This is a genomic window from Pseudoalteromonas sp. SG43-1 (assembly GCF_014164415.1).
Taxonomy (GTDB): Bacteria; Pseudomonadota; Gammaproteobacteria; order Enterobacterales; family Alteromonadaceae; genus Pseudoalteromonas; species Pseudoalteromonas distincta.
Window position 1 is genome coordinate 26,325 of sequence record NZ_JACJFD010000031.1, and the last position, 14,023, is coordinate 40,347.

Genomic DNA, 14,023 nt, shown 5'->3' on the forward strand with positions numbered 1-14,023 from the left:
TAATTTCACGTGAAATATCCTTATTTTGTGAACATCTATTAGTAGCAAACTGTGCAAGTGATTGCCAATTATAAAATTATATTTAATCGAGGTATTTTACTATGTGTAAAATAGTGTGGCATGAAGCAAGGCTGTGTTTTTATTTTAGCCTAAGAAAAAAGGCAAAAGAATGGCCTACTCCCATTTACAAAGTACTTGCCATTAATTGGACGCTTTTTAAAAGCGACAATCCTTAGCGGTTTTGCTGAGCGATAAAGGCAAGCGAGTGCTGGTTGAATAAGTCTGGGCGTTCTACATTACAAACGTGGCCACATTGGTGAATCGTTTGCAGTACGCTATTTTTATGACGCTTAACCATTTCTTTAACAGGGCCAAGGAACATATGATCTTCCTTACCCATAATGTAAAGAATGGGAATATCAATGTCTTTTTCTTTGAAGTATTGCATTAAAGGATTTACGTCCATGGCTAATTTAAACCATTTTATAAACTCTTTTTGGCACAAGCGTTTTGCTTCACGAACAAACAAAAGTCGAGATTCTTTATGACGCTTTTTCGGCATCATAATAAAAGCAAATAAACGATACAGCCACATATAAGGCAAGAAGTGTTTAAAAGTATTACCTAAATAAACCAATGTATTACTGCGAGTATTAAAACGAGTAACCGCTCCACCTAGCACCATGCTAGAAACATATTGCGGCGCAATTTCAGCAATATTTCGAATAATAATTGTGCCCAATGAAATACCAACAAAGTGTGCGCTGGTGATATTGTTATGATCTAACACATCGATAATGTCTCTAGAGACATTATTAAATGAATAATTATTATCAACAAAGTTTTGTACTAAGTTATTCGATTTACCGTGACCACGAAGATCTAGCAACAACACATTATATTCTTTTTTATAGGCTTTAAGCTGACGAAACCAAATTGCCGAGCTACCACCTGCTCCATGGACAAATACAACCCATGTTTTACTGGTTTCGTGCGCAAAAGTAGTATGGAAGAGAATCTCTTTGCTCATTGCAGTTAGTGGCCTATTTACTTCGTTTGGCATATTCAATTACAGGAAGTATAACGGAGTTTAATAAAAATCTCTTATGAAGTTCAGATCAAAGGCTTCTACTTAACAGCTTTTCGCTGCAGATTCTGATTTTTAAATGAAAGCCAATAAAATGACCTTCCCCTATTTTTACGTTATGAAAACCGCCTACCTCGGCTTTGCTGCTCGCGTGACACTATAGCGTGTTGGGTTTCGCTGCGCTCAAACCAACCTACTTTAAAATTATAATGTGGTGCTGCCGCTTAAGGGTTTGCTCACTTTTACACCGCTGTTTCGTATTCATGACACTTACCCTTCAATTTGGTCTAATTAATTAGTCTACAAATCCTCTCAAAACATGAAATTTTTAGCTAAAAACTATATTCTTGCGCGCGATTATTATTTAAATAATGGATAAACACACACATGACAACATCTCAAGATGCAACGCTTTCAAATGCATCAACAAAAGGTGCACACACACCTTCAAACACACCCACTTCTAAATGGAACCTGCACGATACGCAGTGGACTTTAAGCCTTTTTGGTACCGCCGTTGGTGCGGGTATTTTATTTTTACCTATTAACATTGGCATTGGCGGTTTTTGGCCGTTAATTATTTTGGCATGCTTAGCATTTCCAATGACCTTTTGTGCACACCGTGGATTAGCGCGTTTTGTACTTTCATCAAAAAATAAAGATGCCGATTTTACCGATGTAGTTGAAGAACACTTTGGTGTGACTGCGGGGCGGTTAATTTCTTTATTGTACTTTTTATCTATATTCCCAATTTTGCTTATTTACGGTGTGGGCTTAACCAATACCGTTGATAGCTTTATGGTTAATCAAATGGGGATGGAATCACCTTCTCGCGTGTTGCTTTCGGGTGTATTAGTTGCAGGTATGATTAGCTTAATGATGGGCGGCGAGCGCTTAATGCTGCGTGCCTTTGCTATTTTAGTTTACCCGCTTGTGGGTATATTGTTCTTTTTATCACTTTATTTAATCCCAAGCTGGCAAATGCCAGATATGACAATGCCTGAAATGGGCAGCTTTGGAAAAACGTTGTGGTTATCGATTCCTATTATTGTGTTTTCGTTTAGCCACGCAGCGGCTATCTCAAGCTTTGTAAACGTGCAACGCGGTCACTACGGTGAACAAGCTACACATAAGTCTGAGGCGATTTTAAAGCGCACTAGCTTACTACTTATTACCTTTGTACTGTTATTTGTGTTCTCTTGCGTGCTGTCGCTTACAGGCGAGCAAATGGCAGCGGCTAAAGCCGCTAACGTATCGGTTTTATCCTACCTTGCTAATATTACTGATAACTCGTTTATTGCCACACTTGGGCCGCTTGTTGCCTTTATTGCTATTACATCGTCGTTTTTGGGTCACTTTTTAGGGGCACGTGAGAGCTTTACGGGTTTAGTAACTAAACAAACAAGCTTAAGCGCAAAAGCGGCCGATAAAATTGGTGTGCTAATTATGTTTTTAGCTATTTGGTTTTGCGCTGTTAAAAACCCAAGTATTTTAGACATGATGGATCAGTTATCGGGCCCTATCATCGCAATGATTTTATTCATCATGCCAATGATTGCAGTTTATAAAGTGCCTGTACTTCATAAGTACCGTAACCGTTTAAGCACGCTATTTATATTAGCGGTTGGTTCACTTGCTGTATTTGCACTTATTTACAGCATGATTAATTAATACGCTATATATTCAAAAGCCCAGCTAATTTAATTAGCTGGGCTTTTTTAGCCATAAAAAAATGGCGCTCACTGAGCGCCATTTTTAATTTAATTCGTTGCTATTATTCTGTATCTGGCAGGTTACGGCCATAGAATATTTCTTGCATTTCGCGAGTCAGCTTAGAGCGAATTTCGTCTTCTTCTTCGTCCGATAACTCATCAGTAGAAAGGCCGAATAAATAGGTATTTAAGTCGGTTTCTTTTAACATCATTTTAGTATGGAACAGGTTTTCTTGATACACGTTCACGTCCATCATCTGGTACGCTTCTTTTGTATCTTCTGTCATGAAGTTTTGAATCGAGCTAATAGCATGATCAATGTAGTGCTTAACACCGTTTATGTCGCGGGTAAAACCACGAACGCGGTAGTCTATTGTTACTACGTCTGACTCAAGGCTATGAATTAAGAAGTTTAACGCTTTAAGTGGCGAAATAATGCCACAGGTAGATACTTCAATATCAGCACGGAATGTACAAATACCATCATCAGGGTGAGCTTCTGGGTATGTGTGTACACAAATGTGGCTTTTATCTAGGTGTGCAACAACTGAATCAGGTAATGGGCCTGGTGCTTCGTCAGCATCGTAATTTTGCTGCTCTTCTACTGGTTCTTCTGAAACCAAAATAGTTACACTTGCGCCTTGCGGTTCATAATCTTGGCGCGCTACATTTAAAATGTTAGCACCAATAATATCAACAACTTCACCTAAAATATCGGTTAGTCTATCTGCACTGTACTGCTCATCGATATATTCAATATATTCTTTACGTTGTTGCTCGGTCTTTGCGTAACAAATATCATAAATACTAAAGCTTAAACTTTTGGTTAAATTGTTAAAGCCATGAAGTTTAAGTTTATCGAAGGGTTTGTTCATAATAAACCAACCTATAAATTAGTGGGTTCTGCACCTGCAGAATGAAAAGTTCGCGGATTTTATACGAATTTTCCTCGTGGAAAAAGCGTTATTTTGCTTGATCTTGCACAACTTCGTGGCTATGCGTAATTTCTACTGTTTTATCAAGCATTAATGCAACCGAGCAATACTTTTCAGCAGAGAGTGAAACTGCACGTGCAAGGTGCTTTTCAGACACATTATTGCCTTTAACAACAAAGTGTAAGTTGATTTTGGTAAACACGCGCGGTGCTGTTTCGGCGCGTTCTGCACTGAGTTGCACTTGCACGTCTGAAAAATCTTGTTTAGCTTTTTTTAAAATACTAACCACATCAACTGATGAGCAACAGCCAACTGACATTAAAACCATTTCCATTGGGCTTGGTGCTGCGCTATCGCTACCGCCATCAAACACAACATTGTGGTTAGAATTAGAACGGCCAATAAACGTATCGCCTTCAACCCATTTTACATTTGCTTGCATTGTTATATCTCAAAAAAATATTTTCTTGATTGTAAGCAACTTAGCCGTAGTTGCAAATGAAAATGCAACGCAGGGCTATAAAATGGCTAAGATTGTTGTGCTAAAGCGCTATCAAAGAGGTTTTTTACTAAACCTGCAAATTCATCTATAAAGGCATGCTGTTCAACCGTGACAGGCTGTGAGGTGATGCTGCTGAGGACTTCTTCTAAATCGTAAACTATGCCATCAACTTCACGTACAATTTGACTACGCTGCTCTGTGTTGAGGTCTGTGTGCTGCTCGCAAATAAGCATCACATTTTGTGCAATGACGTCTTCGATTAATTCCATTACTGTTGGAGCGCCTGGTTTTATTTCGCCTGGCTTCTCAAACAATGCTAAATTTTGAGTTAGATACATGATCAAATCATCGTACCCTTGCCTATCTAAAACCATTATGCGAACCACCTAAATATATTTAATTATGCTGATTTAAGCAGAAAGAGTCGATAATTACTAGCCTTGTACGATAGCAATACAAAAAAAGCAGCCGAAGCTGCTTTTATAATGATTAAGTAGTATTACTACTTAATCTATTTTTAAGCCTGGGCTTAGTGTTGCTGGCATCGCTACTTTTTCAAGCTCTACTGAAGCAACTGGGTATGCACAGTAATCAGCTGCGTAATACGCGCTTGCTCTGTGGTTGCCCGATGCGCCAATACCACCAAATGGTGCTGCGCTTGATGCGCCAGTAATTGGGCGGTTCCAGTTAACAATACCAGCGCGAATACGACGTAAAAAATGGTCATAATCTGCTGCACTATCACTTAATAAACCAGCCGATAAACCAAAGGTTGTATCGTTTGCTTTATCAATGGCTTGGTCAAAGTCATCAAAGCGGAATACTTTTAAAAGTGGTCCAAAATGTTCTTCATCTGGGAAATCACTAATATTTGTACACTCAATAATACCTGGTGTTACAAAACCGGTATTGGCTGTGTGCTCAAGCTCTACTAATACTTGAGCGCCAAGCTCAACAAGCTCGTTTTGCGCTTTAACCATGCCCGCTGCTGCCGCTGATGAGATCATAGAGCCCATAAATGGCTGGTCTGCATCATCGTAGTTGCCTACTTTAATCGCTTTAGTTGCAGTGATAAGGCGCTCTAAAATTGCATCGCCTTTGCTGCCTTTAGGTAAAAATAGTTTACGTGCACATGTACAACGCTGGCCGCTTGAGATAAACGCTGATTGAATAATATCGTGAACAACCGCTTTAGTGTCTTCAACGTCAGTAATAATAAGTGGATTATTACCACCCATTTCTAGCGCTAAAATTTTACCCGGTTGACCCGCAAACTGTTCATGTAAAATATGACCAGTACGCGAAGAACCCGTAAAGAACAAGCCATCAATCCCTTTGTGAGCAGCAAGGGCTTTACCCGTTTCTACTTCACCTTGAACTAGGTTAATTACACCGGCTGGTAAGCCTGCTTTTTCCCACAGTTTAAGCGTAAGCTCGGCAACTTTAGGAGTCAGTTCAGACGGTTTAAATACAACCGTGTTACCTGCTAAAAGCGCTGGCACAATGTGGCCATTAGGTAAGTGACCCGGAAAGTTATACGGACCAAATACGGCTACAACCCCATGTGGCTTATGACGAATCATCGCACGGCCAAGTGGCATTGCGTTTTCTACATCGCCAGTGCGCTCTAAAAATGCTTTTTCAGAAATGGCAATTTTACCAACCATAGCACCCGCTTCTGTGCGCGTTTCCCACAGTGGCTTACCTGTTTCTTGTGCGATAGTAATAGCGAGCTCTTCGCTGTTTTCTTTTAATTGCGCTGCGAATGCTTTAATTATTTCTAAACGCTCAGTAAAGCTTTTATCAGCCCATGCATAAAACGCTTCGCGCGCTGCATTTACTGCGGTGTCTACTTGCGCCGCAGTTGCTGATGATGCCTGCCAAATAACGTCGTTATTTGCAGGGTTTACTGAATTAAATTCTGTGCCTTGGCCTTGTGACCATTGACCATTAATAAATTGTGCAGGATGAGTCATATACTTTCTCCTAAATTAAATCGTGGTTGCACTAACAATATCGCCAGTTTGCAAATGCAATGCATCTGCTACTTCTTGCGATAAAATAAGGCTTTTTGCGCGCTCGTCAAATGTCATTGGTGCAACGGTTGCTCTAAAATCTTCAAGCTTTTCGTTAGCTAGTAACACCATGGTGTCGCCAGTCATTTCGCCAATTTCAACGTTAAAGTTATTTGCATTACGAATCGTCGCAATGTTATCTACTTTTGCTTCAACCGTTGGGCCGCCGTCAAAAATGTCTACATAGCCATTAAACGTAAAGCCTTCGCTTTTTAATAACTCGATTGCTGGGCGTGTGTTGTCGTGTACTTTACCTATTACGGCTTGCGCATCTTTACTTAGCAAATTTACATAAATTGGGTATTTAGGCATTAATTCAGCAATGAAAACCTTTTGGCCAATACCTGTTAGGTAGTCAGCTGTTGGAAAATCCATTGAGAAAAAGTGCTCTTCAAGCCACTGCCAAAAAGGGCTACTGCCGTTTTCGTCAGACACACCGCGCATTTCTGCAATCACTGTTTGTGCAAAACGCTCTTGATGCTGCTTTATAAACATAAAGCGCGCTTTGGAAAGTAGCTTACCGTTACAATTTTTACGATAGCCATCTTTTAAAAACAATGTGCAAAGCTCTGTAGCGCCTGTGTAGTCGTTACATAGCGTTAAAATATCAACCGCTTTGTATACGTTTAATGTGCGCGAAGAGTGAATCACTTTACTTAAGTGATAATGATAAAATGCATCATCAAGCCCTACCGCAGCTTCAATTGCAGACGTACCTACAACATCACCGGTTTCGCTATCTTCAAGAACAAACAGGTAGCCTTCGTCACCGGGTTGTGACGTTTGCTTAGCAAATGAACTTACAGAATGGTCTATTTTCTTTTGCAATAGTTCTTCGTTTAATGGCAAAGACGTAAAACCATGCCCAGATTCGTGGGCAATTTTCAGTAATGCTGAGTAATCATTTTGCTGGATTGGGCGAAGGATCATCATGAGTCCGCTTGCTCCCTTATAAATAACGGTAAATAGGAATTGCAGGGCAAGCGGTGCTTGCCCTTAATTGGTTGGCTTAAGTCGCTTATGCGTTTACTACGCTTGCTACTGCTTTTTCAAAGCGTGCCATACCTTCGCGAATGTCCGCTTCAGGAATTACTAAAGATGGAGTGAAACGTATTACGTCTGCACCGGCAACTAGTGACATAAGGCCTTGCTCAGTACCTGCCACTAAAAACTCTTTTGCACGACCTTTGTATTGCTCGTTCACTACTGCACCAATTAATAAACCTTGGCCACGGATTTCGCTAAATACGTTGTATTTTTCGTTAACCGCGCTAAGTAGTTCATTAAATAATGCTGCTTTTTCTTTTACGCCAGCCAGTACGTCTGGGGTATTTACTGTATCAAATGCCGCTTCTGCAACAGCACAGGCAAGCGGGTTACCGCCATAAGTAGAACCATGTGTGCCTACTTTAAGGTGCTGTGCAATTTCAGTTGTTGTGATCATAGCGCCAATAGGAAAACCGCCGCCAAGTGCTTTAGCCGAAGTTAAAATATCAGGTACTACGTTTAAGCCTTGGTATGCATATAAATCGCCAGTACGACCAACACCTGTTTGAACTTCATCAAAAATAAGCAGTGCGTTATGTTTAGTACATAAATCGCGAACGCCTTGAGCAAACTCATCAGTTGGTGAAACAATACCGCCTTCACCTTGTAGAGGTTCCATCATTACGGCACATGTTTTATCGCTGATAAGTGCTTCAAATGCAGCAAGGTCATTGTAATCACAATGTACAATGTCGCCAGGCTTAGGACCAAAACCATCTGAATATGCAGCTTGGCCGCCAACAGTTACGGTAAAGAATGTACGACCGTGGAAACCTTTGTTGAACGCGATGATTTGTGATTTTTCTGCGCCAAACTTATCAAGTGCAAAACGACGCGCTAATTTAAGCGCGGCTTCGTTTGCTTCTGCGCCAGAGTTGGCAAAGTAAACTTTTTCAGCAAATGTCGCATCAACCATTTTTTTAGCTAGGCGAAGTGCCGGCTCATTGGTCATTACGTTAGATAGATGCCAGATTTTTTCGCCTTGCTCTTTTAATGCGCCTACTAATGCAGGGTGGCAATGGCCAAGACAGTTAACTGCAATACCACCAGCAAAGTCGATAAACTCTCGACCTTGTTGATCCCATACGCGAGAGCCTTCGCCTCGAACAGGAATTACGCTTGAAGGTGCGTAGTTAGGAACCATTACGTGATCAAATAATTCGCGATTGACTGTCATTTTATTTCCTCTTAATTGTGAGCAACACAAAACATCAAAATAGGTGTTTGGTTAATATTTGTAACCAACTTTATAGGCAAGATCAGTAACCTGATAATTGCGCAAAATTGCTTTGTGGTTCAATTTTCAGACGCACATTATTTCAGAATTACTGATATCTGTCTCGTTAAAAACTTTCATGTATCCCTTGAAAATAAAGGGCTAAAGATATTATTTCATAGATAGTGAATAACTATTTGCATAGCTATTTATGCTTATTTTTAGGCAACTAACCGCATGAGTACAGAGGCGCACACGCTTTAATCGGCAAATATGTAATATAACAATAAGATGAGAATGAATGGTTAGTCGCAAAAAAATTAACAAAAAATTCAGATTTTTAGTCAATTTGAATAGCTAAATTGGTAAAATTACTCGATTGGAGGGTTTTTAGTTCCGTTTTAGTGAACTTAAAGTGCGAAAACCAGCTTAGAGCTTCATCAGGTTCAATAAGTTGATGTTCTTTTAAATTAAGATATTGAGAATAGCACCGTGCCTTTAGCATTACTTCTGTTAATGGCAGTAATGTATCGCCCTTATCTACCCCATTTACTAGCTGCTGCATTACCCCTTTAAACGGTAAATATTTAAAAGCCATTTTGTCTATTACCTTAGCGCTTACTTCTATCGATTTATTGCTAAGTAGAGTGGTTAAAAATAGCGGGTCGGGCTGAAGCTCTAATAAAGCGGTGTGTAAATCTTTTTGGTTTTCATTTCGGGCTAGCTGTACTTTACGTTGCCATATTTGCTCAAACGTTTTTAAGTACAAGCGCACTAATGCAATTCGCCCTACATCTAAAAGCATACCTAGGGTAAATGCATGAACGTCATTTACATTATTAATTTGTGCAATTTTTTGCGCAGCAATGGCGTTTGCCATGGCACTGTCACGTAAACGACGCTTTAATAACGAAAATGGTTCGGTGCTATGTGGCATCCAATGGCGGGCAGCAAATGTAGGAATAACTAGCTGTAAGTTATCAAGGCCAATATAACGAAGGGCGAGCGATGGCTTATCTACTTTTACAGACGTGTTTTTACTACGTTGATTACGATAGTAAGGTAAATTAACGAGCGTTACTAACTCCCTACCCAACCAGCTTATATCATTAACCAATGGCTCTAAACGCCCTACCGACGCTGACTTTACCGCTAATATATCGAGTATATTGGCAATACCATCTTCAATACCTATGGTGCTATGAATTACGCCATCTATATCTTCGAGCTGCTTATATATAGCTGTTTCAATTGTTTTGTGCAGTTGCTCACTGGCTCGAGCGCGGTACTTATGATGTGCAGTACTGCTTTGCTGGCGTTTATTCTGTGCGGCCACTTCAACCTGCAGCAAGGTACGCTGCTTCATGGGTTCGCCGTAATCTATATCTAATGTATGAATGAAACCAATTTGCTGATGCGCAAAGCTGTGCCCAAGCAATAAGTCATGAGCTCGTTGGCTTAGTATTTTGGCAGTACGCTGCTGGGCTACAAGTTCAGTCATGACATCCATTAATAAAGTATAAAATGCTATGTGTATTATAACATTAGAAGCGAGTTAAAAAGTTATCAAGCAGTTCTAAGCCTTGAGCAGTTAAAATAGCTTCGGGATGAAACTGCACACCTTCGATAGCAAGTTCATTGTGTAACAACCCCATAATTTCGTCAAACTCGCCTTGCTCAGTTTGAGTCCATGCGGTTACTTCAAGCTCTTTAGGCAGAGTTTGCGCTTTAACCACTAAAGAATGATAACGACATACCGTTAACGGATTAGCTAAGCCTTTAAACACCCCTTTATTAGTATGAACTATGGGTGATGTTTTACCGTGCATTACTTTTTTAGCACGTATTACATCTCCACCTAAAGCTTGTGCGATAGTTTGATGCCCCAAGCAAATCCCTAAAATAGGATATTGCCCTTTTAGTTGCTCAACAACATTTAGTGAAATACCCGCTTCGTTAGGGGTGCATGGCCCTGGCGATAACACGATGTGCTGCGGGTTTAACTGTTTTATTTGTGCAATGCTTAGCTCATCATTACGTTTCACTAAAACGTCTTGATCTAAACGCTGAAAATATTGCACTAAGTTGTAAGTAAACGAATCGTAGTTGTCGATCATCAACAGCATTACACAACAGACCTTATAAATTATTGACCACTACTTTACACAAGTGGTACTAAGCGCTGCATTCTACCACTATTAATTAACCAACATAAATTAGCAAAAAGCGTTAAAAATTAACTCTTTTAGCTAAAATGCTTAAAAGCCTTTAGCGGGTATTGGTTTACTAACTTGAACTCTGGTTAAGAGATTTACTAACGTATTGAATCATGATGATATTTAAATTTATTTTCTCTAGCCAGAGATTCCTTGCACCTTGAGCAATAATATCGAACCCTAAGCTTTTTACGATTAGTTAATACACCTACGTAGGCTGTATACCCCAACAATAAATTATTGACCTCTAAAGTACGTGCATTTATTGATCGCACTATTAGATACTTTGGTGAAATGCCTTACTGAGCAAAATAAACAGATTGCTTGTGCTACATCAAATTAGCGGCTCGATGGTTGAATTATATCTATGTAAGCCCCAGTGTATTATATGAAAGGCAGTAATTCACTTATACAACTCACTTACTTGTGAGCTCATTTATATCCTACTAAGGAGCGAATATGTTAGGCGAAGACCACTCATTAACAAATGACTTTCCAGAGTACTTAAAGACCATTGCCGAGTTAAATGAAAGCGATACTGAATTTGCAAAAAAAGCAGATAAGTACGACAAGCTAGATAAAGAGATTAGAGTGTTAGAGCTCAAAGATGCGCCCATAAGCGATGAACAAATGCATCTATTAAAACACGAACGTACAGAATTAAAAGATTGGCTATACGAGCGCTTGCAGCAAGAGCAGTAATGCCACTAAAAAAAGAGCTCACTGATGAGGTGAGCTCTTTAGATCAACAATGGGTATTTTCTCTAAAACTTTACAAAGCCACCCACAGGTTTCATAAATACACTGCTTGGGCCTGCAAAGGCTTGTGCAAACTCTTCTGATAATTGACTAAATACCGTTACTTTATCCATATCAACTACGCTTAAAAATAGTGGGCCACTTTCGCCCCAACCAGCAAGATGCGCTTTAGCAGCATCTTCATCTTGGTAACGCTCGTAAATATGTACATTGCGCTTGTCTTCACTTACTGTCCACTCATACATTAAAGTGCCCGCTTCACTTTTAGCCAAAGTAACTAATTGTGCCATTACCAGTAAAAACTCATCGTATTTACCTTCTTTAATTTGGCCTTGTACTGTCCAGGTAACATGCTTTTTCATTATGCTTTACCTAATTTAAGCTGTGCTAAAATACTGTCTAACGTATCTACGAGTTGTTGATTTTTAGCATTATTAAGTGCATCAACATGAGGAGGCGCAAAGCGTCCTATATCGTTATCAAAATACAGGCCTGCGGCATCTTTAAATTCATCACTAAGCGCTGCGCGACAAAAAATATCTGCGCCAATTTTTAAATCCCCACCATCTATACCGTAAGCGTCTTTTACCATTTTGCTTCCCAGTAACGATTTAGGGTTTACCGATACAACTAATGGCCCAATATCTTTAAGCTCAAGCCCTAAATGACGTGACCACATAGTAATAGCCAATTTACTTTGTGCATAAGCCGCACTATCAGAAAGTTCAGTGTTACCTATAAGTGCATTTAAGTTAACGCTTGATTGCGCAGCTGATGACACATTAACCACTCGCGAATCATGACCAAGGACAGGTAATAATAGTTTTGTAAGAAGATATGGCGCAATCGTGTTTACAACAAAGCGAGCATCAAGGCCGTCAATTGTTGTAGCATCAACTAATTGATAAACGCCTGCATTATTAATAAGTACGTCGAGCTGGTTATTATTATCGGCCATATCGGCTAATACATTTTTTGCCAAAGTTTGAACTTGGCTCATATCGCTTAAATCAGCAATATAAGTATGTGTACTTGCATTTGGGTATTGCTCGGTTAAAGCTGCTTGCAGCGCATTGAGCTTTGCTTGGCTGCGGCCATGTAATAATACGGTGTGACCTTGTGCTAATAACATATTTGCAGTTTCTAGCCCAATGCCATCGGTTGCGCCGGTAAGTAAAATTGTTTTGTTCATGTTGATCTCTCCTTACTTTATTTTCGCTATATTAGCACCCCGACTTACTGCTGATAATTAGGCCAATAGTTGAATCAGTTTATAGAATTAATTGATAAAGCTAAGCCTATGTTAGTTAATATAAAAGTATTCCTTTAAAAGGCAGATGAGTGTTTAAGCTGAATATTTTTTATGCTTTTATTTGAATTACTCAGCAATCATAACTATTGTTTTTAAACCACCTTAATAGTAGTATTTATCATATAAATACACTTTTCGAGAAATAACATGAAAGTTTTAGTTACTGGCGGCATGGGTTACATAGGTAGCCACACATGTATTGCATTGCATGAAGCAGGTATTACGCCTGTTATTTATGATAACTTGTCTAATGCAAGTGCGCGGGTACTTGACCAACTCGAAAAGATTACGGGTACTCGGTTTGAGTTTATTTTGGGCGACATTCAAGACGAGCAACAGTTTAAGCTCGCTCTAAAACACACTAAAGCCGAAGCTGTTTTTCACTTTGCAGCTTTAAAAGCCGTTGGCGAATCTACCGAGCAACCGCTGCGTTATTATCAAAATAACGTGTCGGGCACATTAAGCATGCTACAAAACATGCAAGATGAAGGCGTTAACCATATTATATTTAGCTCATCGGCTACAGTATACGGCGAGCCAGACTACCTCCCTATTGACGAAAAGCACCCTATACGCGCAACGAACCCTTATGGTTGGACTAAAGTCATGGTTGAACAAGCCATGCAAGACGTATGTAATGCCAACAGTCAATTTATGGGTATTGCGCTTCGTTACTTTAACCCAGTAGGTGCACACCCAAGTGGTTTATTAGGTGAAAGTCCTAATGGTATTCCTAATAACTTAATGCCATTTATTGCCCAAACTGCAGTAGGTAAACGTGACGTGGTTAATATTTTTGGTGACGACTACGACACCGAAGATGGCACAGGTGTGCGCGACTATATTCATGTTTTAGATTTAGCTAAAGGTCATGTTGCGGCATTTATGCAGCATAAAACAGATACCGCATTTCATGCTTACAACTTAGGCACAGGGCAAGGTTATTCTGTGCTTGATATGATCAACGCATTTAGCGCATCAGCCAATAAAGATATTCCGTATAAGATTGCACCGCGCCGAGCAGGTGATATTGCCTGTAACTACGCCGATGCTACAAAAGCGCAAAACACACTTAACTGGTACGCAGAACTAACACTTAGCGACATGACAAACGACACATGGCGCTGGCAAACTAATTACCCAAGTGGGTTGGAGAGTTAAC

14 protein-coding genes are annotated in these 14,023 nt (G+C 39.8%); 3 read left to right on the top strand and 11 right to left on the bottom strand.

Annotated features, from left to right (window positions below; translation table 11 throughout):
* Positions 1 to 232 precede the first annotated feature (232 nt).
* On the bottom strand, positions 233 to 1,030 hold the full coding sequence (locus H5159_RS17955) for an alpha/beta fold hydrolase (RefSeq protein ID WP_182780791.1): 798 nt from the start codon (positions 1,028 to 1,030) through the stop codon (positions 233 to 235).
* Positions 1,031 to 1,474: 444 nt separating this feature from the next.
* Between H5159_RS17955 and H5159_RS17960 the strand changes: the two genes are divergently transcribed.
* Positions 1,475 to 2,758: an aromatic amino acid transport family protein gene (locus H5159_RS17960; RefSeq protein WP_182780792.1), complete on the top strand. Its 1,284-nt coding sequence runs from the start codon at positions 1,475 to 1,477 to the stop codon at positions 2,756 to 2,758.
* Between the two features lie 103 nt (positions 2,759 to 2,861).
* Here H5159_RS17960 and speD read toward each other — a convergent pair whose 3' ends face one another.
* From speD to H5159_RS18000, 8 genes are all read right to left on the bottom strand, one after another.
* A complete protein-coding gene (gene speD, locus H5159_RS17965; RefSeq protein ID WP_024597058.1) occupies positions 2,862 to 3,674 on the bottom strand; it encodes an adenosylmethionine decarboxylase in 813 nt (270 codons plus the stop codon).
* Positions 3,675 to 3,762: 88 nt separating this feature from the next.
* Complete coding sequence (locus H5159_RS17970; protein ID WP_002958863.1) at positions 3,763 to 4,176, bottom strand: OsmC family protein; 414 nt, start codon at positions 4,174 to 4,176, stop codon at positions 3,763 to 3,765.
* An 86-nt stretch (positions 4,177 to 4,262) separates the two neighbouring features.
* A complete protein-coding gene (locus H5159_RS17975; RefSeq protein WP_002958862.1) occupies positions 4,263 to 4,610 on the bottom strand; it encodes a DUF3802 family protein in 348 nt (115 codons plus the stop codon).
* A gap of 132 nt (positions 4,611 to 4,742) precedes the next feature.
* Positions 4,743 to 6,212: a succinylglutamate-semialdehyde dehydrogenase gene (astD, locus tag H5159_RS17980; protein WP_024603338.1), complete on the bottom strand. Its 1,470-nt coding sequence runs from the start codon at positions 6,210 to 6,212 to the stop codon at positions 4,743 to 4,745.
* A gap of 15 nt (positions 6,213 to 6,227) precedes the next feature.
* On the bottom strand, positions 6,228 to 7,244 hold the full coding sequence (gene astA / locus H5159_RS17985; RefSeq protein ID WP_024597056.1) for an arginine N-succinyltransferase: 1,017 nt from the start codon (positions 7,242 to 7,244) through the stop codon (positions 6,228 to 6,230).
* A gap of 85 nt (positions 7,245 to 7,329) precedes the next feature.
* Complete coding sequence (locus H5159_RS17990) at positions 7,330 to 8,535, bottom strand: aspartate aminotransferase family protein (RefSeq protein ID WP_182737588.1); 1,206 nt, start codon at positions 8,533 to 8,535, stop codon at positions 7,330 to 7,332.
* Between the two features lie 379 nt (positions 8,536 to 8,914).
* On the bottom strand, positions 8,915 to 10,075 hold the full coding sequence (locus tag H5159_RS17995; RefSeq protein WP_182712481.1) for an HDOD domain-containing protein: 1,161 nt from the start codon (positions 10,073 to 10,075) through the stop codon (positions 8,915 to 8,917).
* A gap of 43 nt (positions 10,076 to 10,118) precedes the next feature.
* Positions 10,119 to 10,700 (bottom strand): aminodeoxychorismate/anthranilate synthase component II, encoded by a 582-nt coding sequence (locus tag H5159_RS18000; protein WP_024596662.1) that lies wholly within the window; start codon positions 10,698 to 10,700, stop codon positions 10,119 to 10,121.
* 549 nt (positions 10,701 to 11,249) lie between these two features.
* Between H5159_RS18000 and H5159_RS18005 the strand changes: the two genes are divergently transcribed.
* A complete protein-coding gene (locus tag H5159_RS18005) occupies positions 11,250 to 11,492 on the top strand; it encodes a YdcH family protein (RefSeq protein WP_002958856.1) in 243 nt (80 codons plus the stop codon).
* Positions 11,493 to 11,554: 62 nt separating this feature from the next.
* Here the strand turns inward: H5159_RS18005 and H5159_RS18010 are convergent, their stop codons facing one another.
* Together H5159_RS18010 and H5159_RS18015 are read right to left on the bottom strand one after the other, a co-directional pair.
* On the bottom strand, positions 11,555 to 11,911 hold the full coding sequence (locus H5159_RS18010; RefSeq protein ID WP_024596663.1) for a putative quinol monooxygenase: 357 nt from the start codon (positions 11,909 to 11,911) through the stop codon (positions 11,555 to 11,557).
* Positions 11,911 to 12,741, bottom strand: a complete 831-nt coding sequence (locus tag H5159_RS18015; protein ID WP_182780793.1) for an SDR family NAD(P)-dependent oxidoreductase — start codon at positions 12,739 to 12,741, stop codon at positions 11,911 to 11,913. Before H5159_RS18015 ends, H5159_RS18010 begins: the two co-directional genes overlap by 1 nt.
* Positions 12,742 to 13,008: 267 nt before the next feature.
* On the opposite strand from H5159_RS18015, the gene galE reads away from it, so the two are divergent.
* A complete protein-coding gene (gene galE, locus H5159_RS18020; RefSeq protein WP_149601995.1) occupies positions 13,009 to 14,022 on the top strand; it encodes a UDP-glucose 4-epimerase GalE in 1,014 nt (337 codons plus the stop codon).
* Position 14,023: the final 1 nt, after the last annotated feature.

Bases quoted from the DNA above. Each gene is read 5' to 3' on its own strand.
- H5159_RS17955 (WP_182780791.1), bottom strand. From the start codon at position 1,030: ATGAGCAAAGAGATTCTCTTCCATACTACTTTTGCGCACGAAACCAGT.
- H5159_RS17960 (WP_182780792.1), top strand. From the start codon at position 1,475: ATGACAACATCTCAAGATGCAACGCTTTCAAATGCATCAACAAAAGGT.
- speD (WP_024597058.1), bottom strand. From the start codon at position 3,674: ATGAACAAACCCTTCGATAAACTTAAACTTCATGGCTTTAACAATTTA.
- H5159_RS17970 (WP_002958863.1), bottom strand. From the start codon at position 4,176: ATGCAAGCAAATGTAAAATGGGTTGAAGGCGATACGTTTATTGGCCGT.
- H5159_RS17975 (WP_002958862.1), bottom strand. From the start codon at position 4,610: ATGGTTTTAGATAGGCAAGGGTACGATGATTTGATCATGTATCTAACT.
- astD (WP_024603338.1), bottom strand. From the start codon at position 6,212: ATGACTCATCCTGCACAATTTATTAATGGTCAATGGTCACAAGGCCAA.
- astA (WP_024597056.1), bottom strand. From the start codon at position 7,244: ATGATGATCCTTCGCCCAATCCAGCAAAATGATTACTCAGCATTACTG.
- H5159_RS17990 (WP_182737588.1), bottom strand. From the start codon at position 8,535: ATGACAGTCAATCGCGAATTATTTGATCACGTAATGGTTCCTAACTAC.
- H5159_RS17995 (WP_182712481.1), bottom strand. From the start codon at position 10,075: ATGACTGAACTTGTAGCCCAGCAGCGTACTGCCAAAATACTAAGCCAA.
- H5159_RS18000 (WP_024596662.1), bottom strand. From the start codon at position 10,700: ATGCTGTTGATGATCGACAACTACGATTCGTTTACTTACAACTTAGTG.
- H5159_RS18005 (WP_002958856.1), top strand. From the start codon at position 11,250: ATGTTAGGCGAAGACCACTCATTAACAAATGACTTTCCAGAGTACTTA.
- H5159_RS18010 (WP_024596663.1), bottom strand. From the start codon at position 11,911: ATGAAAAAGCATGTTACCTGGACAGTACAAGGCCAAATTAAAGAAGGT.
- H5159_RS18015 (WP_182780793.1), bottom strand. From the start codon at position 12,741: ATGAACAAAACAATTTTACTTACCGGCGCAACCGATGGCATTGGGCTA.
- galE (WP_149601995.1), top strand. From the start codon at position 13,009: ATGAAAGTTTTAGTTACTGGCGGCATGGGTTACATAGGTAGCCACACA.